At 68.8% G+C, this 18,001-nt stretch carries 22 protein-coding genes and 1 tRNA gene; 11 read left to right on the plus strand and 12 right to left on the minus strand.

The window, feature by feature from the left end; translation table 11 throughout:
* The first annotated feature begins 13 nt into the window (after positions 1-13).
* Together ACESMY_RS20935 and ACESMY_RS20940 are read left to right on the plus strand one after the other, a co-directional pair.
* A tRNA-Val gene (locus tag ACESMY_RS20935) sits at positions 14-88 on the plus strand.
* A gap of 200 nt (positions 89-288) precedes the next feature.
* Complete coding sequence (locus tag ACESMY_RS20940) at positions 289-1,122, plus strand: flagellin (RefSeq protein WP_372786568.1); 834 nt, start codon at positions 289-291, stop codon at positions 1,120-1,122.
* On the opposite strand, the gene ACESMY_RS20945 is transcribed toward ACESMY_RS20940, so the two are convergent.
* On the minus strand, positions 1,119-1,775 hold the full coding sequence (locus ACESMY_RS20945; RefSeq protein ID WP_372786569.1) for a 2-hydroxychromene-2-carboxylate isomerase: 657 nt from the start codon (positions 1,773-1,775) through the stop codon (positions 1,119-1,121). The genes ACESMY_RS20940 and ACESMY_RS20945 overlap by 4 nt on opposite strands.
* Before the next feature lie 64 nt (positions 1,776-1,839).
* Between ACESMY_RS20945 and ACESMY_RS20950 the strand changes: the two genes are divergently transcribed.
* Positions 1,840-2,862 carry an MBL fold metallo-hydrolase gene (locus tag ACESMY_RS20950; protein WP_372786570.1) on the plus strand — a complete coding sequence of 341 codons (1,023 nt, stop codon included), beginning with the start codon at positions 1,840-1,842 and terminating at the stop codon, positions 2,860-2,862.
* Here the strand turns inward: ACESMY_RS20950 and ACESMY_RS20955 are convergent.
* Together ACESMY_RS20955 and ACESMY_RS20960 are read right to left on the minus strand one after the other, a co-directional pair.
* Positions 2,859-3,374, minus strand: coding sequence for a YdcF family protein (locus ACESMY_RS20955; RefSeq protein WP_372786571.1), 516 nt, complete (start codon positions 3,372-3,374; stop codon positions 2,859-2,861). The two genes, ACESMY_RS20950 and ACESMY_RS20955, sit on opposite strands and share 4 nt — an antisense overlap.
* Before the next feature lie 32 nt (positions 3,375-3,406).
* Positions 3,407-3,736, minus strand: coding sequence for a hypothetical protein (locus ACESMY_RS20960; RefSeq protein WP_372786572.1), 330 nt, complete (start codon positions 3,734-3,736; stop codon positions 3,407-3,409).
* A 258-nt stretch (positions 3,737-3,994) separates the two neighbouring features.
* On the opposite strand from ACESMY_RS20960, the gene ACESMY_RS20965 reads away from it, so the two are divergent.
* The 5 genes from ACESMY_RS20965 to ACESMY_RS20985 all read left to right on the plus strand — a co-directional run bounded on the left by ACESMY_RS20965 (position 3,995) and on the right by ACESMY_RS20985 (position 8,248).
* Complete coding sequence (locus ACESMY_RS20965; protein WP_372786573.1) at positions 3,995-5,122, plus strand: ABC transporter permease; 1,128 nt, start codon at positions 3,995-3,997, stop codon at positions 5,120-5,122.
* The gene (locus tag ACESMY_RS20970) at positions 5,119-5,964 is read left to right on the plus strand and encodes an ABC transporter ATP-binding protein (RefSeq protein WP_372786574.1); all 846 of its coding nucleotides are present in this window, start codon (positions 5,119-5,121) and stop codon (positions 5,962-5,964) included. The genes ACESMY_RS20965 and ACESMY_RS20970 overlap by 4 nt, the downstream gene beginning before the upstream one ends.
* The gene (locus tag ACESMY_RS20975; RefSeq protein ID WP_372786575.1) at positions 5,964-6,926 is read left to right on the plus strand and encodes an MlaD family protein; all 963 of its coding nucleotides are present in this window, start codon (positions 5,964-5,966) and stop codon (positions 6,924-6,926) included. The genes ACESMY_RS20970 and ACESMY_RS20975 overlap by 1 nt, the downstream gene beginning before the upstream one ends.
* On the plus strand, positions 6,923-7,537 hold the full coding sequence (locus tag ACESMY_RS20980; RefSeq protein ID WP_372786576.1) for an ABC-type transport auxiliary lipoprotein family protein: 615 nt from the start codon (positions 6,923-6,925) through the stop codon (positions 7,535-7,537). Before ACESMY_RS20975 ends, ACESMY_RS20980 begins: the two co-directional genes overlap by 4 nt.
* A gap of 69 nt (positions 7,538-7,606) precedes the next feature.
* A complete protein-coding gene (locus ACESMY_RS20985) occupies positions 7,607-8,248 on the plus strand; it encodes a glutathione S-transferase family protein (protein ID WP_372786577.1) in 642 nt (213 codons plus the stop codon).
* Between the two features lie 16 nt (positions 8,249-8,264).
* Here ACESMY_RS20985 and folD read toward each other — a convergent pair whose 3' ends face one another.
* The 4 genes from folD to ACESMY_RS21005 are packed head-to-tail and all read right to left on the minus strand — an operon-like array spanning position 8,265 to position 11,316.
* Positions 8,265-9,170 (minus strand): bifunctional methylenetetrahydrofolate dehydrogenase/methenyltetrahydrofolate cyclohydrolase FolD, encoded by a 906-nt coding sequence (gene folD / locus ACESMY_RS20990; protein WP_372786578.1) that lies wholly within the window; start codon positions 9,168-9,170, stop codon positions 8,265-8,267.
* Positions 9,171-9,229: 59 nt separating this feature from the next.
* A complete protein-coding gene (locus ACESMY_RS20995; protein WP_372786579.1) occupies positions 9,230-9,685 on the minus strand; it encodes an NUDIX domain-containing protein in 456 nt (151 codons plus the stop codon).
* Positions 9,685-10,692 carry a S1/P1 Nuclease gene (locus tag ACESMY_RS21000; RefSeq protein ID WP_372786580.1) on the minus strand — a complete coding sequence of 336 codons (1,008 nt, stop codon included), beginning with the start codon at positions 10,690-10,692 and terminating at the stop codon, positions 9,685-9,687. Before ACESMY_RS21000 ends, ACESMY_RS20995 begins: the two co-directional genes overlap by 1 nt.
* Positions 10,693-10,731: 39 nt before the next feature.
* Positions 10,732-11,316: a glutathione S-transferase family protein gene (locus tag ACESMY_RS21005; protein ID WP_372786581.1), complete on the minus strand. Its 585-nt coding sequence runs from the start codon at positions 11,314-11,316 to the stop codon at positions 10,732-10,734.
* Between the two features lie 187 nt (positions 11,317-11,503).
* Between ACESMY_RS21005 and ACESMY_RS21010 the strand changes: the two genes are divergently transcribed.
* The 3 genes from ACESMY_RS21010 (at position 11,504) to ACESMY_RS21020 (ending at position 14,011) form a co-directional block, all read left to right on the plus strand.
* Positions 11,504-11,983, plus strand: coding sequence for a 3D domain-containing protein (locus tag ACESMY_RS21010; RefSeq protein WP_372786582.1), 480 nt, complete (start codon positions 11,504-11,506; stop codon positions 11,981-11,983).
* 82 nt (positions 11,984-12,065) lie between these two features.
* Positions 12,066-12,605 carry an AAA family ATPase gene (locus ACESMY_RS21015; protein ID WP_372786583.1) on the plus strand — a complete coding sequence of 180 codons (540 nt, stop codon included), beginning with the start codon at positions 12,066-12,068 and terminating at the stop codon, positions 12,603-12,605.
* Between the two features lie 158 nt (positions 12,606-12,763).
* On the plus strand, positions 12,764-14,011 hold the full coding sequence (locus tag ACESMY_RS21020; protein ID WP_372786584.1) for an NAD(P)/FAD-dependent oxidoreductase: 1,248 nt from the start codon (positions 12,764-12,766) through the stop codon (positions 14,009-14,011).
* Position 14,012: 1 nt separating this feature from the next.
* On the opposite strand, the gene ACESMY_RS21025 is transcribed toward ACESMY_RS21020, so the two are convergent.
* The 5 genes from ACESMY_RS21025 to ACESMY_RS21045 form a co-directional block, all read right to left on the minus strand.
* Positions 14,013-14,414, minus strand: a complete 402-nt coding sequence (locus ACESMY_RS21025) for a YciI family protein (protein WP_372786585.1) — start codon at positions 14,412-14,414, stop codon at positions 14,013-14,015.
* An 88-nt stretch (positions 14,415-14,502) separates the two neighbouring features.
* Positions 14,503-15,288: a ferredoxin--NADP reductase gene (locus ACESMY_RS21030; protein ID WP_372786586.1), complete on the minus strand. Its 786-nt coding sequence runs from the start codon at positions 15,286-15,288 to the stop codon at positions 14,503-14,505.
* 82 nt (positions 15,289-15,370) lie between these two features.
* Positions 15,371-16,111: a phosphoadenylyl-sulfate reductase gene (locus ACESMY_RS21035; protein WP_372786589.1), complete on the minus strand. Its 741-nt coding sequence runs from the start codon at positions 16,109-16,111 to the stop codon at positions 15,371-15,373.
* Between the two features lie 2 nt (positions 16,112-16,113).
* On the minus strand, positions 16,114-16,614 hold the full coding sequence (locus tag ACESMY_RS21040) for a DUF934 domain-containing protein (protein WP_372786587.1): 501 nt from the start codon (positions 16,612-16,614) through the stop codon (positions 16,114-16,116).
* On the minus strand, positions 16,598-18,001 hold a 1,404-nt coding region (locus tag ACESMY_RS21045; protein ID WP_372786588.1), incomplete at its 5' end, for a nitrite/sulfite reductase. The genes ACESMY_RS21045 and ACESMY_RS21040, both read right to left, overlap by 17 nt.

Consider the following 18,001-nt stretch of genomic DNA (forward strand, 5'->3'; position numbering starts at 1 on the left):
CTTCGCGACCAGCGGATGCGTAGCTCAGCGGGAGAGCACCTCGTTCACACCGAGGGGGTCACAGGTTCAATCCCTGTCGCATCCACCATCGCCGTCGGAAGTCCCGGCGAACCGCCTTTCAAGCCATCGCATCGCTGGCGGAAACCGTCCGGGCGCGTCGCTTTGCCGACTCCTGCAACCGGGACGCGTATTAACCATATTCGCATCATAAGTTGCTAGAAAGACACAAATCGCTCTCTGCGACTCATGGGGAGGCGGACAGTTTTTGGTTAACAAGGATGTGGTTCTATGGCGCTGAGCGTCCATACGAACGAAGCGGCTCTTGTCGCGCTGCAGAATCTGAACAAGACGAGTTCGGACCTTGCGGATGTTCAGAACAGGATCAGCACTGGACTGGCGATCAACAACGCCAGAGACAACGCTTCGGTCTGGGCCATCGCCCAGGGGCAGCGCGCGGACATCGGATCGCTCGGCGCTGTGAAGATGAGCCTGGATCGGGCGACCTCGATCGCCGACGTCGCCTCGGCGGCGGGGTCCACCATCTCCGACCTGCTCGTGCAGATGAAGGAAAAGGTAGTGGCCGCGATGGACCCGTCGCTGGACACCGCGTCGCGCACGGCGCTCGATTCCGACTTCAAGTCGGTCCTGCGTCAGATCAGCCAGGTCGTGCAGAACGCCAACTTCGACGGCGCGAACATGCTCGACGGCAGCGTTCCGCAGATCAAGTTCATCGCCAACGCCGACGCCACCAGCTTCATCACCCTGTCGGCCCAGAACCTGTCGCTCGGCGGCGCCATCATCACCGTGCCTGCGACCGCCTCGCTCGGGACTATCACCCTGGCGACCGCGGTCCTGGCGCAGGTGACGGCCTCCATCAGCCAGACCAACCAGGCGCTGGGCAATCTCGGCTCCCAATCCAAGGCGCTCGCCAACGACGCTCAGTTCGTCTCGCAACTCACCGATCAGCTGACGGCCGGGGTCGGCAACCTGGTGGACGCCGACCTCGCCAAGGAGAGCGCGCTTCTGCAGGCCCTGAAGGTGCAGCAGCAACTTGGCGCCCAGTCGCTCTCCATCGCCAACCAGGCTCCGCAGGTCCTGCTGCAGCTCTTCAAATCGTCCTAGCGCCGCCGCAGATCCTGGGCCTCCATCCGCGATTTGAGCTGGTCGAAGCGGTCCTGGCCGAAGAAGGCCTCGCCGCCAAACACCATCATCGGCACGCCCCAGTGGCCGGCGGCGCGCTGGGCGACCTGGTTCTCCTCCACCACCGCGGCGAAGCGGCCGGGGTCGGCCTCGACCGCGGCCGCCATCTCGGCGAAGTCGAGGCCGGCGCGCTCGGCGGCCTGGGCCAGGTGGTCGCCCTCGTGCCAGCTGTCGACCTCGCCGCCCCAGATCGTGCGGCTGACCTCATCGAGGAACTGCAGCCCCCGGCCCCGCTGGACCGCCTCCACGCCCAGGTGGGTCAGCCGGTGGATGTGCGGCTGCTTCATGCCGTAGCCCTCCTCCGGCGATCGCTGCACCGGGTCGGGCCTCGGCCAGCGGAACGGCAAGCCCAGGAACTCCGCCTCGCGGAACACGTCGGTCATGAAATAGGACAGCCAGAGCGGATCCTGCTGCTCGAAGAACTCCGGCGTGCGCACGGCCAGCGGATAGACCGGCCGGACATGGCACTCCACGTCGTAGTCCCGCTGCAGCGCCGCGAGCCGGCCCGTCACCATGTAGGAATAGGGCGAGCGGAAGGACCAGTAGAGGTCGAAGCTGAGCGTCACGTCCCGCACCCCGCGAAATCTATTATTGTGACACAAGGTGTGCCATAAGTTTGCACGCAGCAAGGGGGGCGACATGGATTGGCGGAAGATCGGCGCGGCGGCAGTTGCGATCCTGGCGATCTGCGTCACCTCGGCGACTGCCCAGGCCCCCGCTGTCCCGGCCAGCTACGACGGCCTGAAGGTGGTCTTTTGCGGCACCTCGGGCCCGCTGCCGGTCAAGGACCGCGCCAAGGCCTGCACGGCGATCCAGGCGGGCGGTACGCTCTACCTGGTCGACATCGGCCCTGAGGCGACCGAGAACCTGCTGGCCTGGCGTATGCCGATGGCCGCGGCGCGGGCGGTTTTCGTCACCCATCTCCACTCCGACCACATCGGCGAGATCGGCGAGTTCAACATGCAAAGCTGGGTCGCCGGGCGCCCCGGACCGCTGATCCTCGTCGGACCGCCGGGCGTCGAACACCTGGCGGCGGGATTCAACGAAGCCTACGGCATCGACCACGGCTTCCGTAACGCCCACCATGAACATGGCGCCGTGAAGCTGCCGATCGCCGCGGGCCTCCTGAAAGCCCAGGTCGTGCCGCCACCCGCCTCGGGGACCACGGTCGTCTGGCGCGAGAACGGCCTTACGGTCACCGCCATCGTCGTCCACCACAATCCGGTCGCGCCGGCCTACGCCTACCGCTTCGACTACAGGGGCAGATCCGTCGTGGTCAGCGGCGATACCATCAAATGGCCGCCGCTCGCCGTCGCCGCCAAGGGCGCGGACGTGCTGATCCACGAGGCGCAGAATTCCGACATGACCAAGCAGCTCTCGCAAGGCCTGGCGATGATGGGCAATGAGCGGATGAGCTCGATCATGACCGACACGCTCAGCTACCATACCACCCCGGTCGAGGCGGCCGACATCGCCCGCGCGGCTGGCGTCAAGCGCCTGGTGCTCTCCCACCTCACCCAGGCCGGCCTGCCGATGTACAACCCCGAGACCTTCACCAGGGGCATGGACGCCGGCGGCCCGCTCGACTGGCGGCTCGCGCGCGACGGCATGACCATCGAGCTCCCGGCGGGAAGCGCCGAGATCAAGTTCGGGCAGTTCTAGCGGGTCAGCGCCAGCAGCTCAGCGCGGCGGACGAGGACGATCGCCAGGTCATAGGGGATGGCCAGGGCCTCACGCAGATACATCTTCGCCACGTAATAGGGCCGCGTGCCCTGGAACCCCGGGGCGGTGGGGCCGGCCCTGCCGCGGACGCCCAGCACCTCTAGCAGCATCCGGATCCTGGGGACGTGATAGCGGTCGCTGCAGATGACGGCCCCGTCGAGGCCGCGGCGGCGGACGAACCTGACGGTCGCAACCGCACTCTGCAGGGTGTCGAGGCTCTCTTCGTCGAGGACCAGGCGTTCGGCGGCGATCCCGTGGCTCAGCAGCCCTTCCCGAATGACCGAGGCCTCGGAGGGCCCCGCCGCACCGACGCCGCCCGAGCAGAGGATCGGCGCGTCCGGCCAGACCGCGGCGGCCTCAGCCCCATAGCCGATCCGGCGCCGCAGCGAGGGTGAGGGCCGCCCGTCGGCCTGGACGGCGGCGCCGAAGACAACGATGGCGGGACGATCCATGCCCGGAGCATGGGGCCGTCCGCGGTGAGCCGCTAGGCCTGCGGCGACGCGCCCTGGTTCATCGGCGGCTGGTGTTCTTCGATCAGGTCCGTCCGCTCGGCCTCGCGCACCGCGCGGGTCACATTGAGTCGCGTGAGCACGGCGGCTTCGCCATAGGCCGCCCGCGCCTTGTCGAGCGCCTCGCGCCAGGTCTGGTTGGCCAGATTGTCCGTCTCGCCGGCATAGACCACCGTCGGGCCCTCCTTGGTCATCTTGGCGATGACGAAATTGGCCCCCGCGGGCGGCAGGAAACGGGCCTCCTCGAGAGGCGTGTAGCGGTAGCGGGCGCCGGACTTGCCGGCGAGCTCGTACTGACGGGTCAATGAAACTCTCCACCCCGGGGCGACGCGATCTTCGGCTCCTGCGACGGGCCGCGTTTCATGCTGACTCCCGGGCTTGACCAAAAATAGGCCCAGCTTAGCCATGGGGGACCTTTCTGCGTTCGACGACCGCAAAGGGTCAGTATCGGAACAGCCTGCGCCGTAAGACGTTCGGGCGGTGCGCCACCTCTGTTAGGGTCACATCTCCAAAGGGAGCGCGACTCGAAAGTCGGCGATCCCGGCAAGGAGCCCGCGAAGACTGTGGAGAAGCCGGCGGAATTCAACATGCGGGGCGCTGGCGAGCGACCGACGGTCGCCCTTTCCGGCGACTGGACCGCCAATAACCTGGGCGACGCGCCGACGCGCCTCGCCCAGGCGGTGAAGGTGCGCGGCGACGTCGCCGTCGATATCCGCAAGGTCCGCCGGCTCGACACGGCCGGGGCCTACGCCGTGATTCGCGCTGTGGGCCACGACTACGACCTGAAGACCGTCCAGGCCCGCCCCGAGAGCGAACGCCTGCTCGAACTGGTAGGCGCCGCGGTGCGCGTGGAGCCGGTCACCGTGCGCCAGCCGCGCGGCTTCCACGAACTGACCGTGCGCATCGGCAAGGGCGTGATGAACGTCGGCTACGAATGGGTCGACACCCTCGCCTTCCTTGGCCACCTGCTCGTCGTCGTCGTCCGCACGGCGATCTACCTGTTCACAGAGCCCAAGCGCGTCCGCTGGGCGGCGATCTTCACCCTGGCCGAGCGGGCCGGCCTCGACGCCATCCCGATCGTGGCGGTCACCTCGTTCTTCATCGGCGCGGTGGTGGGTCTCTTGGGCGCCAACATGCTGCGCCAGTTCGGCGCGGAGGTGTTCGCCGTCGAACTGATCGGCATCGCGGTGCTTCGCGAGTTCAACATCATCATCACCGCGGTGCTGCTGGCCGGCCGCTCCGCGTCCAGCTTCGCCGCCGAACTCGGCTCAATGAAGATGAACCAGGAGATCGACGCCATGAAGGTCATGGGCGTCGACCCGTTCGAGGCGCTGGTGCTGCCGCGCTTCATCGCCCTGCTGCTGACCATCCCGCTGCTGACCTTCGTGGCGACGCTGGCGGGCCTGTTCGGCGGCCTGGTGGTGGTCTGGTCGGTGCTGCACCTCGGCCCCACCTTCTTCCTGCAGCGGATCGTCGACGACGTCGGCGCGGTCCACTTCTGGGTCGGCATGTCCAAGGCCCCGGTCATGGCCATGGTGATCGCCGGCATCGGCTGCCGCCAGGGGCTGGAAGTCGGCGGCGACGTGGAATCCCTCGGCAGGCGGGTGACGGCGGCGGTGGTCCACGCCATCTTTGCGATCATCATGATCGACGCGGTCTTCGCGCTGCTGTTCATGAAGCTGAACGTATGAACGAGACCGCGCATACCGAGGTCGTCAATGAAGACGACCTGAGCGACGACGAGCTGCTCGACACCGAGGGCCCGGCGGTGGAGGTGCGCGGCCTGCGCTCGGCGTTCGGCGAGAACATCATCCACGACGGGCTCGACCTGACCGCCGAACGCGGCGAGGTGCTGGGCGTGGTCGGCGGCTCGGGCGCCGGCAAGTCGGTGCTGCTCAACACCATCATCGGCCTGCGCGCGCCGCAGGCAGGCACGGTGCGGGTGTTCGGCCAGGACATCGAGCACGCCTCCCGGCGCCGCTGGACCGCCATCGAGCGGCGGTGGGGCGTGCTTTTCCAGCAGGGCGCGCTGTTCTCCAACCTGACGGTGCGCGAGAACGTGGCCGCCCCGATGTTCGAGCACACGCACCTGACGCGGCCGGAGATCCATGACCTCGCCGACCTGAAGATCGCGCTGGTGGGGCTCGGTCCCGAAGCGGGCGACCTGAAGCCCGCCGAGCTCTCCGGCGGGATGCGCAAACGCGCCGGCCTGGCCCGCGCCCTGGCGCTCGATCCGGAGCTCCTGTTCCTCGACGAGCCCACCGCCGGCCTCGACCCGATCAGCGCCGCGGCGTTCGACGAACTGATCAAGGACCTGTCCGACAGCCTGGATCTGACCGTTTTCATGATCACCCACGACCTCGACACCCTCTACGAGATCACCGATCGCGTAGCGGTCATCGCCGACAAGCACGTGGTCGCCACCGCGCCCGTGCGGCAGCTTGAGCATGCGGACCATCCCTGGATCCGCGAATATTTCCTGGGTCCGCGCGGCAGAGCCGCCAATGCGGCCCGGGCGAAGACGGAGGCCTGATGGAAAAGAACGCCAACTACGCCCTGGTGGGCCTCTCCTCGCTGATCCTGTTCATCGGCCTGGTGATCTTCGTCGTCTGGCTGGCGAGGATCTCGTTCTCCCAGGAGTACGACCTCTACGATGTCGTCTTCGACGGGCCGGTCCGCGGCCTGAACCAGGGCGGCGAGGTGCATTTCAACGGCATCAAGGTCGGCGAGGTGACCAAGATCGCGCTCGACCGGACCAATCCCAGCCGGGTGATCGCCCGCGCGCGAGTGACCTCCGACGTGCCGATCCGCGTCGACAGCTACGCGACCCTGGAGCCGCAGGGCATCACCGGCGTGAACTATGTGCAGATCACCGCCGGCACGCCCTCGAAGCCGCTGCTCAAGGTGGTCGAGCGGGCGAAGTGCCAGACCAACGGCCTCTCCACCTGCATCCCGATCCTGAAGAGCCAGCGAAGCGCGCTCTCCGACCTGCTTGAAGGCGGCGGCACGGTGCTGACGCGCACCATCGAGGCGCTCGACCGGGTGAACCGGGTGCTCTCCGACCAGAACATCAAGACCTTCGGCGCGGCGCTCTCCGACGCCCAGGCGGTGACCGCCGAGCTTCGCGAGCGCAAGGCGATCATCGCCGACGCCCAGAAGCTGATCCAGGATCTCGATACGGCCACCCAGCACGCCGACGGCATCCTGCAGTCGACGCATGAGATCCTCGACGGCGACGGCAAGCGCAGCATGAAGAACATCGCCGACGCCGCCGAGGAGGCGAAGACCACCGCCCACGACTTGCGCTCGATGATCGACAAGCTGCAGGGCCCGACCGCCGACTTCGCCAACAACGGCCTGCCGCAGATCACCTCGGCCATCGTCGAGCTGCAGACCGCGGCGCAGTCCCTCCAAAGACTGGTCAACGAGATACAGCGAAGCCCGTCGGGCGCTCTGGGTAAGCCCGCCGCCGAAGAAGTGAAGGTGAAGCCATGATCCGTCCCCTTCTCCGCCTGGCCGCGATCGGGGCCTGCGCGCTCGCGCTCAGCGGCTGCATCTCGCTGTTGCCGAAGAGCAAGCCCGCCCAGCTCTACCGGTTCGGCGCTTCGCCGGCCGCAGGGCCTGCAGCCGCGACGGCGCGGCCCAATGGCGTGTCCGTCTTCCGCACCAACGGCGGCTTCCAGGGCGAGGCCTCCGACGATCGCATCCTGACGATGACCGGCGGCAAGGCGGCCTATATCGCCGAAAGCCGCTGGGTGGCGCCGGCCGACATCCTCTTCAACGAGGCGGTCAGCAACGCGTTCGATGCGAGCCCCGTCCGGCTCATCGCCCGCGGCCAGCAGGGCCGTTTCGCCTACGCTCTGCGGACCGACGTTCGGACGTTCGAGACGCGCTACGATTCCGGGCCCAACGCCGCCCCGACCGTCGTCGTACGCGTGCATGCGGCCCTGACCCGGTCCGACCAGAGCAGCGTCGGCGAGCAGGATTTCGAGGCCCGCGTTCCGGCCGGGGACAACCGGGTCGGCGAGATCGTGGCCGCCTACAACAAGGCGGTCAGCGAAGTGCTCGGCAAGCTGGTGAGCTGGACCGAGGCCAGCGCGACCTAAGGGGTCCGGCCCACTTTCTGCCGCGCTCGGAAGCCGTCATAGGTGGGTTTCGACGGAAGGAGCGCGCGAATGGCCGACCTGACCCTCACGACCTTCGACTGGGTGCCCGAGCCGCCGCGCGGCTATGTGCGTGACCTGCGCGTGCGTTGGGCGCTGGAAGAAGCGGGATTGCCCTACCGCGTCGAGAGCACGCCATTCCGCGACCGCGGCGCTGGGCATTGGACACACCAGCCCTTCGGCCAGGCGCCGTGGCTGACCGACGGCGATATCTCGATCTTCGAGAGCGGCGCGATCCTGCTGCATCTGGGCGGCTTGAGCGACAAGCTGCTCCCCGCCGATCCACGCGCCCGCAGCGAGGCTGTGGAATGGGTGTTCGCGGCGCTCAATTCCGTGGAGATGGCGAGCCTGCCCTGGTCCCTGCTGATCTTTTCCGGGGCCACCGGCGACACGCCTGTATGGAAGCTCTTTGACGGGTTCCTCCGCGAACACCGGCTCAAACACCTGGAACCCGTGCTGGCCGGGCGCGAATGGCTGGCCGCGAGCTTTTCCGTCGCCGACATCCTGATGGCCGACGTGCTGCGGCTCGTCGATCGGTTCGACGGGCTGGCGGATTATCGGGCTTGCCGCGACTACATGGCGCGCGCCGTGGCCAGGCCGGCCTTCGTGAAGGCGCACGCCGACCAGCTCGCGCATTTCGCAGCGGCGGACTGAGGGAAGAAGGATCGACCTAGGCCGGCTCCAGCCCCGCCTGGCGCCGGGCGGCGGTGACGGTGTTCTGCAGCAGCACCGCCACGGTCATCAGGCCGACGCCGCCGGGCACGGGGGTGATCCACCCGGCCACCTGGCTCGCCTGTTTGAAGTCCACGTCGCCCACCACCTTGGTGCGGCCGGCGGCGGCCTTCACCGGGTCGTCGAAGGGCACGCGGTTGATGCCCACGTCGATCACCGCCGCGCCCGGCTTGATCCAGTCGCCCTTGATCATCCGCGGCCGGCCAACCGCGGCCACCAGGATATCGGCCTCGCGGCAGACCGCGGGCAGGTCTCGCGTGCGCGAATGGGCCATGGTCACCGTACAGTCGGCCTGCAGAAGGAGCTGCGCCAGCGGGCGGCCGACCAGGCGCCCCCGGCCGACCACCACGGCCCGAAGGCCGGTCAGATCCCCGAGGGTCTCGCGCAGCAGGAACAGGCAGCCGGCCGGCGTGCAGGGCGTCAGCGCCGGTTGGCCGCTCGCCAGCCGCCCGGCGTTGACCACATGCAGGCCGTCCACGTCCTTGTCCGGGTTGATCGCGCCGGCGACCGCGTTTTCATCGATGTGCGGGGGCAGCGGGACCTGGACGAGGATGCCGTGGATCAGCGGATCGATGTTCAGCTCGGCGACCAGCCGCAGCACCTCGTGCTGGCTGGTGTCCTGCGGCAGCCGGTGGATGACCGAATGCATGCCGACCGCCAGCGAATGCTCGCCCTTAGAGCGCACATAGATCTGGCTCGCTGGATCGTCGCCCACCAGCACCACCGCCAGACCCGGCTGCAGGTCGTAATTCGCGCGAAGCTCGATCACCTCCGCCGCCACCTGGGCGCGGAGGCGTTCGGCGTAGATCTTGCCGTCGATGAGCTTGGCGGGGCTGTCGGCCATAGGGACTCCCTGAAACTGGCGCCTCGACTAGCCGGTCAGGCCACGCGGCGCAAATCCGCTCAGGATCTTTCGCGGCGAAGCCAGGCGGCCACCGCCCAGGCATGGGATTCGCGGTCGAGCCTCACCAGCGCTTCCTGCGGCGCCATCCAGCCAAGCGCGTGGTCGTCCTCGGTCTTCAGCTCCGGCGCCTCGGCGATCAGGCGGGCGGCGAAGAACGCGCCCCGGGTGTTGACGGTCGAGCCGTCCTGGTTGGCGAAGAAATGGTCGGCGCGAGTGAAAGGCTCGTCCACGGAGATCCGCAGGCCCGCCTCTTCGCCGCATTCGCGGACCGCCGCCTGCGCCGCGGTTTCGCCGGGATCGAGGCCGCCGCCGGGCAGGTCGAGCCGCGAACCGCCGGACTTGTAGCTCACCCGCACCACGGCGATCCGGCCGTCGCGCTCCAGTACCACGAAGGCCGCCGGACGGTCGGGATAGGCGCGGCCCGCTTCCGGCGTGCCGAACTGCGGGACGGGCATCAGTCGACGCCGGAGAGCGCCTGGTAGGGATCGATCTTGCCGGCCAGGACATCGGCCACCGGCACGGGGCGCCAGCCCACGCTCTGCCTGTCGCTGGCCTGCCAGGCCAGCACGATCATGTCGCGCAGCTCCGCGGCGCCCACGGCGATCTGCCGCGTGGCGAAGGCCGTTCCGCGAGGGTCGCCCGGCTGCATGCCGCCGGCCTTCTCCATCTCGTAGAGCGGGATAACCTGGCTGCCGGTCGCGGCGAGATAGGCGCCGATCCGCTGCTCCGGCGGGCCGGCGAAGCTGCGCGGCGGGGCCATCTGCGCTTCCACATCGGAGAGCTTCACCGTGGCTTTCACGAGGTCGCCTTCGAAGGCCGCGTGCAGCTTGGCCTGGGCGTAGTTGTTCGGATTTGGAAAGTCGCCCCAGCCGTTGAAGTGGACCGTCACGTGCAGCGGCTGGCTGCCGTCGCCGACGAAGTGCGAGAGGTTGCCGATCGCCGTCAGGATCTGCCCCTCGCGCCGGGCGCGATCGGCCGCGAACCAGGCCTTGTGCTCGGCCCAGGCCGGATTGGACTCGGCGAATTTCTCGACCCGCCAATAGGCGAAATCCTGGGTCAGCTCCTGATAGGCCTCCAGGATCGAATAGGGCAGATAGCCGGCCTTCCAGCTGTCCTGGCCGACGGCCTGCAGCGCCTTTTCATAGTCCGCGCGGGTCGCCGGCAAGGCTGTGACCTTGGGTCCGCCGAACACCGTCCCGTCATCGCCGAGGTCGAGGAAATGGCCCTGGTCGCGGTCGCTGTCGAAGGCGCGGCCGGCCCGCTTCAGCCGATCCGGCTCGCGCGAATATTCGCCGACATCCGTCACCGCCTGCGGGGTGCGCAGGAAGGCGGGCAACGCCGCCGGGAGCGCCCGCATGGCCGCCTGCCCGATCATCCGGTGGCCCGAACTGCCCCAGCCGAGGACCGCGCCGGGGACGGCGATGACGATGGCCGCGAGGCCGACGGCGATGACGCGTTTCATCCCGCCGGTTTGTCGGCTGGCGGGGCGAAGCGCAAGGCCTCAAGCGGGGATGTTCAGCGCCTTTTCCACCCTGGCCACCCACGCCACGACCTTCGGGTAGTCCGCCAGGTCGAAACCGCCCTCATGGGCGACGCGCGTGTAGGCGACCAGGGCCACGTCGGCGAGGCTGACGGCCGGCCCAGCCAGGAAGGCGCGGCCGTCGAGGCCGTCCTCCAGCCGTTGCAGCGCCGACTTGCCGCGCTCCATGATCCTCGGCTCGAGATCGGCGACGGCCTTGCCCAGGTAGGCCACCTGGAAACGGGCGACCGCGACGTAGGGCTCGCGGCTGTACTGCTCCCAGAACATCCATTCCAGCATCCGGGCGCGCTCGTAGGCGTCGGCCGGGATCAGTGCGGAACCCTCGGCCAGATGCAGGATGATGGCGTTGGATTGCGCGAGCGGCCGGCCGTCGTCCAGGATCACCGCCGGCACCTGGCCCGCCGGATTCATCGCCATATATTCGGGCGTACGGCTCTGGCCGCGCAGCACGTCGGTCTCGATCCAGTCGTAGGAAAGCCCGAGCGAGTCGGCGACCCATTTCACCTTCAGGCAGTTTCCGGAGATGGAATCCCCATAGATTTTCATGACGATCGCCCTCTGAACCTTGCGGCGATTGAGGGCAATCCGCCTTGCGACGCAAGCGATCTCGTCTGCATGAGACTGTTAGATATGCTGACAGGCCTAAGGGTCGCACGCCGTGCGGGGTTGGCGCCCCGGCGGAGTCCGGCTAGGTTTTGGGCCGCACCAGTTCAACGACGAAGGAGGAGCCGTCATGCGACGCCGCCTCGCCGCCCTGGCTACCCTTTCCGTGTTTTTCCTAGACTCCAACGCACAGGCCGCGTCCAGCGATCCCGTGGGCGACCTGATCATGTCGGTGGTCACCGGCGCCCTGCCCTCGGGCCCGGGCTGGAACCTGAAGGCCACGCTCTACCATGCCGGCGCCAAGGGCGTCGGCGCTCTGGACGCCCTGGGCTGCAAGGTCGTCGCCATGCGCACGGTGGCCGTCGACAAGACCCTGATCCCCCGGCGCAGCGTGCTGTTCATCAAGGAAACTGTCGGCATGAAGATGCCCGACGGCTCCGAGCACGACGGCTACTGGTACGCCTCCGACGTCGGCGGCGCGATCAAGGGCCAGCGGATCGACCTCTTCACCGGCTCCGGCGCCCGGTCGATGGGCCCGGCCCGCGCGCTGAACCTCGCGAGCCTCACCGCCGTGAAGGTGGGCGAGTTCAAGGGCTGCCCGCCGGACTAGCTTCGGCCCGCCCACAATTTCCCCGGACTGGCCTGCCGCCCTCGAATCCTTCGAGCGCGCATCAGCTTGTCTGGAGAAGACATTGATCGAGAAACCGAATTTCTTCGTCTTCACCGGCGGTCCGGGGGTCGGCAAGACCACCGTCATCCGCCGCCTGCAGGCGCTGGGCGAACTCACCGTCGAGGAAACGCACCGCGCCGTGATCCGCGAACAGGTGGCGGCCGGCGGCTCGGCGGTCCCCTGGATCGATCCGGAAGCCTACGCCCGCCTGGCGGCGGAGCGCGACATTGCGATCTTCGACCGGATGGCCGGCGAGACCCGGCGGGTCTTCTTCGACCGCGCGATCATGGACAGCTATGGCGGCGAGGGCGTCGAGCCCTGGCCGGAGATTGTCGAGGCGGTCCGGACCCGTCGCTACAACCGCGAGGTCTTCGTCTTCCCGCCCTGGCGGGAGATCTACGAGACCGACGCGGAACGCCGGCAGGACTGGCCGGAGGCGGAGCGCACCTTCGAGCGCATCCTGCTGAACGTCGCAGGGCTCGGCTACGAGGCGACCGTGGTCCCGAAGGGGAACGTCGCCGAACGCACAGACTTCGTGCTGGAGCATGCCTTGCAGGCCTGATCGAGTTCGCCCTAGGGTCCGGCTCCAACCGCCCCAGGACAGCCCTGAGATGCTGAACCGCCGCGCCACGCTCTTCGCCGCCGCCCGCTTCGCGACGCGCAAGGCGGCCTAGGCTGGACGCCGCCGGCCCCGCCCCGGGCGGCCTGCACCGCGTCGTCGTGGTCGGCGCGGGCTTCGGCGGCCTGGAGGTGGTCAAGGGCCTGGCCGGAGCGCCGGTGACGGTGACCTTCATCGACCGGCGCAACCATCACCTGTTCCAGCCCCTGCTCTACCAGGTGGCCACGGCCTCGCTCGCCACCTCGGAGATCGCCTGGCCGATCCGGTCGCTCGTGCGGGACCGGCCGGAGGTGACGACGATCCTGGCGGAGGCGGTCGGCGTCGATCCCGGGCCCCGGCTCGTGCGGCTCGAAGACGGCTCGAGCACGCCCTACGACACCCTGGTGCTCGCCACCGGCGCCCGGCACGCCTACTTCGGTCACGACGAGTGGGAACCCTTCGCCCTGGGCCTGAAGACCATCGAGGACGCCACCAAGATCCGGCGGCGCATCCTGGTGGCGTTCGAAAGGGCCGAGCGCGAGACCGACGCCGCGAAGCAGAAAGCGCTGCTGACCTTCGTCGTCATCGGCGCGGGCCCCACCGGCGTGGAGCTGGCCGGGACGATCGCCGAACTGGCGCGAAAGACGCTGCCGCCCGAGTTCCGGAACATCGACACCGGCGAGGCGCGGGTGGTGCTGATCGAAGCCGGGCCGCGGGTGCTCGCGGGCTATCCGGACGACCTGTCGGACTATGCGCGACGCTCGCTGGAGGCCCTGGGCGTCGAGGTCGAACTGGGGCGGGCGGTCAGCGACTGCACGGCCGACGGCGTGGTCTACGGCGACCGGCGCGTGGCGGCCAAGACCATCCTCTGGGCGGCCGGCGTGCGGGCCTCGCCCGCCGCCGAGTGGCTCGGCGCGCCGGCCGACGGCGCCGGACGCCTGAAGGTCCTGCCCGACCTGACCGTCCCGGGGCGTCCGGAGGTGTTCGCGATCGGGGATACGGTCACCGTGGCGGGTCCCGATGGGAAGCCGGCGCCCGGCATCGCGCCGGCCGCCAAGCAGGCGGGCCAATACGTCGCCGCCGTCATCAAGGCGCGACTCGGTGGCAAGGCGGCGCCCGGCGCGTTCCGCTATCGTCATCAGGGCAGCCTCGCCCAGATCGGCAAGCGCCGCGCGGTCATCGATTTCGGCTGGATCAGGTTGCGCGGCGCCCTGGCCTGGTGGCTGTGGGGCATCGCCCACATCTACTTTCTGATCGGCGTCCGGACCCGGCTCAGCGTCGCCCTCAACTGGCTATGGATTCACGCCCGCGACCAGCGCAGCGCGCGCCTGATCACCCAGGGTTCCCCACAAGGCGGCGGCCGCGACTAGGTCACTCGGGCGGCCTGACGACATCGAGCCCTTGGTCGGTCAGCGGAATGGCCTTTCCCGGCCGGAAGAGCACGAGCGGGCGCACCTCGTAGATCGCGCTCGGGTTTGCGGCCTTGAGCTCCTGGGCGGTTTCGACGGCCTGCTCGATCGTCTCGCAATCGAGGATATAGAAGCCGAGCAGCTGTTCCTTGGTCTCGGCGAACGGTCCGTCCGTCACCACCGCCTTGCCGCGAACGGTCAGCGCCAGGGCGGTGGCGCCGAGGCGCGCGGCGGGGCCGATCCGGCCGTCCTCCAGCATGCGCTCATGCAGGCCATCGAGCTTCGCCATGAGCGCGCCGTCTTCCTCGTCGCTCCAGGACCTGACGAAGTCTTCCTCGTGGTAGGCCAGGAGGGCGTAGAGCATGCGGGTTCCCCTTCTCAAACGCATGAGCGCGCGTCCCTAGGACGGACGGCAGGAGAACCGCCCGACATCCGAAGACGCAAGGGGCCGTTCAGGTCTCGACGAAGGCGCGTTCGAGGACGAAGTCGCCGGGGCTGGCGATGGAGCCCTCCTCGTAGCCGAGGTCGATGAGCTGCTGCTTCAGGTCGGCCAGCACGGACGGGCCGCCGCAGAGCATCACCCGGTCGACCGCCTTGTCGAACGGCGGAGTCCCGAGGTCGCGGAACATCTGGCCGGACGCGATCAGGTCGGTGATCCGGCCCTCGGTCTGGAACGGCTCGCGGGTGACGGTCGGATAGTATTTGAGCTTCGGCGCGATCAGCTCGCCCAGGATCTCGTCCTGCGCCAGGGCGCCGGAGAGCAGCTCTCGGTAGTTGAGGTCGGCGACCTCGCGCACCGTGTGGGTGACGATCACCTCGTCGAACCGCTCATAGACGTCCGGGTCGCGGGCCAGCGACAGCCAGGGCGCGAGGCCTGTGCCGGTGCCCAGCATGTAGAGCCGCTTGCCGGGCCTCAGGCCATCGAGAACCAGGGTGCCGGTGGGCTTGCGGCCGATCAGCACCTCGTCGCCGACCTTCAGGTGCTGCAGGCGCGAGGTCAGCGGGCCGTCCGCCACCTTGATCGAATAGAATTCCAGTTCGTCGTGCCAGGCCGGCGAGGCAATGGAATAGGCGCGCACCAGCGGCTTGCCGTCCTCCTTGGTCAGGCCGACCATCACGAACTGGCCGCTGGAGAAGCGGAGCGACGGATCGCGCGTCGTGCGGAACGAGAACAGGCTCTCGGTCCAGTGCTGGACCCAGGTCACGGTCTCGACGAAGAAGGCGCCCCCCGCCTTCATAGGAAGGGCAGCCTTCGCGGGCGCAGGCGCCGGAGCAAGGGAAACATCATTCATCGGGGTGTCTACGCTCTCGCCACTTGCGTCAAATGCCGCCGCCGACATCTTCGACCACGCCCGGGGCGCGGGCGACGTGGATGCCGCATTCGGTCTTGTCGGAGTCCGCCCAGCGGCCGGCGCGGGCGTCCTGGCCCTCCTCCACCGGCTTGGTGCAGGGCCAGCAACCGATCGAGGGGAAGCCCTGCGCCACCAGCGGATGAGCCGGCAGGTCGTACTCGGCCGCGTAGGCGTCGAGGTCTTCCTTGGTCCAGTTGGCCAAGGGATTGAACTTCACCTGATGATCGGCCTGTTCGACCACCGGCATCGCCAGGCGCGAGCCGCCGTGGAAGCGCTTGCGGCCGGTCACCCAGCCCTCGAACTCGGCCAGCGCCCGGTCGAGCGGCAGCACCTTGCGCACATGGCAACAGGCGTCGGTGTCGGTCTGCCAGAGCCTGGCTTCCGGGTCCGCGGTCGCCAGGTCCTGGTAGGCCGGGCGAAGGTCGCGCACATCGGTGAGGCCGAGCTTGGCGGCCAGCTGCCGGCGGTAGTCCAGCGTCTGGCCGAACAGCATGCCGGTGTCGAGGAAGAGCACCGGGATGTCGGGCTTCACCTTCGACGCCAGGTGCAGCAGCACCGCCGACTCCGCGCCGAACGAAGAGACCAGCGCCAGCTTGTCCCCGAAGGTCTCGACGGCCGCCTCCAGGACGGTCCGCGGATGGGCGTGCCGCAGTTCGGCGTCGAGCCGCGCGGCGAGCGTCAGGAAACGCTCTGAGGTGTCGTAGGCCAAGCTCACCCTCCCCGCTCCACGAAGGCCGGAGGACGGCCGTCGACCGAGCGTTGATACACATGGCGGAAGCGCTGGGTGGCCCTCTCCCAGTCTTCCACGGAAGAGCCGTCCGCCGGCTCGAAGGCGTCGAAACCGCAGCGGACCATGAAGCCCGCCTGCTCGCGAAGCACGTCGCCCACGGCGCGCACCTCGCCCTTGAACTCGAACCGCTCGCGCAGCAGCCGCGCGTAGCTGTAGGCGCGCCCGTCGCCGAACTTCGGGAAGGCCAGCGCCACGACGGCGAGCTGCGGCAGGTCGTAGGCCAGCGCCTCGACCTCCTCATGGCTCTCCAGCCGCACGCCGACCGCGCGGCCCTCGCCCATCAGCGCCTCGCCTTCCGCCTGGAAGCGGGTCAGCGAGATGATCACGTCGCCGGGCGGGACCGGCTGGTCGTCGGCCACCGCGGTGAAGGGATCCTCGGCCAGCGCGAAGGCGCCGGCCTTGAGGCTAATGAACGTCGGCATAGACCGCCTCCTTGAAGGGGGCGACGCCGGTGCGCCGGAAGGTGTCCAGGAAGCGCTCGGCGCCCTGGCGCTCGCGCAGATAGGTCTCGACGATGGTGTCCACCGCGTCGGCCACCCGGTCGTAGGGCAGAGCCGGACCCAGCGCCTGGCCGACCGCCGCGTCCTCCGCGCCCGATCCGCCGAGGGTGAGCTGGTAGAACTCCTCGCCCTTCTTATCGACGCCCAGGATGCCGATATGGCCCACGTGGTGGTGGCCGCAGGCGTTGATGCAGCCCGAGATCTTCACCTTCAGCTCGCCCACGCGCTCGGCGCGGTCGGGGTCGGCGAACCTCTCGGCGATGTTCTGGGCGACGGAAATGGCCCGCGCATTGGCGAGCGCGCAGTAGTCGAGGCCCGGGCAGGCGATGATGTCGCTGACCAGGTTCATGTTGGGGGTGGCCAGCCTGGCCTCGGCCAGCGCCGCCCAGACCGTCGCGACGTCGTCGAGCTTCACGTGCGGCAGGATCAGGTTCTGCTCGTGGGTGACCCGGATGTCGTCCTGGCCGTAGCGCTCGGCGAGGTCGGCCACGACCTCCATCTGCTCGGCGGTGGCGTCGCCGGGGGTTTCGCCGATGCCCTTGAGCGAGACCTCGACGATCGAATAGCCGGCGACCTTGTGGGGCTTCAGGTTGTTGCGGACGAACCGCGCGAAGGCCGGTGTCGAGGCCTTGGCCGCCTCGAAGGCCTCGGACACGGCCGGCAGGGTCTCGAAGGCCTTGGGGACAAAGGCGCCGCGGACGCGGGCAAGCTCGGTGTCGGGCAGGTCGACCTCGGGGCCGATCTTCTCCCACTCGGCCTCGACCTGGCTCGCGAACTCGTCGCGGCCCAGCGCGGCCACCAGCACCTTGATGCGGGCCTTGTGGATGTTGTCGCGCCGGCCGTGGCGATTGTAGACCCGCAGGATCGCCTCCAGGTACGAGAACAGCCGCGTGGCGGGCAGGAACTGGCGGATGGTCTGGCCGATGTAGGGCATGCGGCCCAGGCCGCCGCCGACCATCACCTCGAAGCCCAGCACCCCGTCGCGGGCGCGCTTCAGGTTAAGGCCGATGTCGTGGGTCTTGGCCGCCGTGCGGTCCTTGGCGGCGGCGGTGACCGCGATCTTGAACTTGCGCGGCAGCCAGGAGAATTCCGGGTGCACCGTCGACCACTGGCGGATCGCCTCGGCCCAGACCCGCGGGTCGTCGATCTCCTCGGCCGTGGCGCCGGCGTAGGGGTCGGCGGTGACGTTGCGGATGCAGTTCCCGCTGGTCTGGATGGCGTGCATGTCGACGCTCGCCAGGTGATCCATGATGTCCGGCGCGTCGGCCAGCTTGATCCAGTGGAACTGCAGGTTGGTGCGGGTGGTGAA

Origin of the sequence: Phenylobacterium sp. (assembly GCF_041691455.1) — a bacterium.
Lineage (GTDB): Bacteria > Pseudomonadota > Alphaproteobacteria > Caulobacterales > Caulobacteraceae > Phenylobacterium.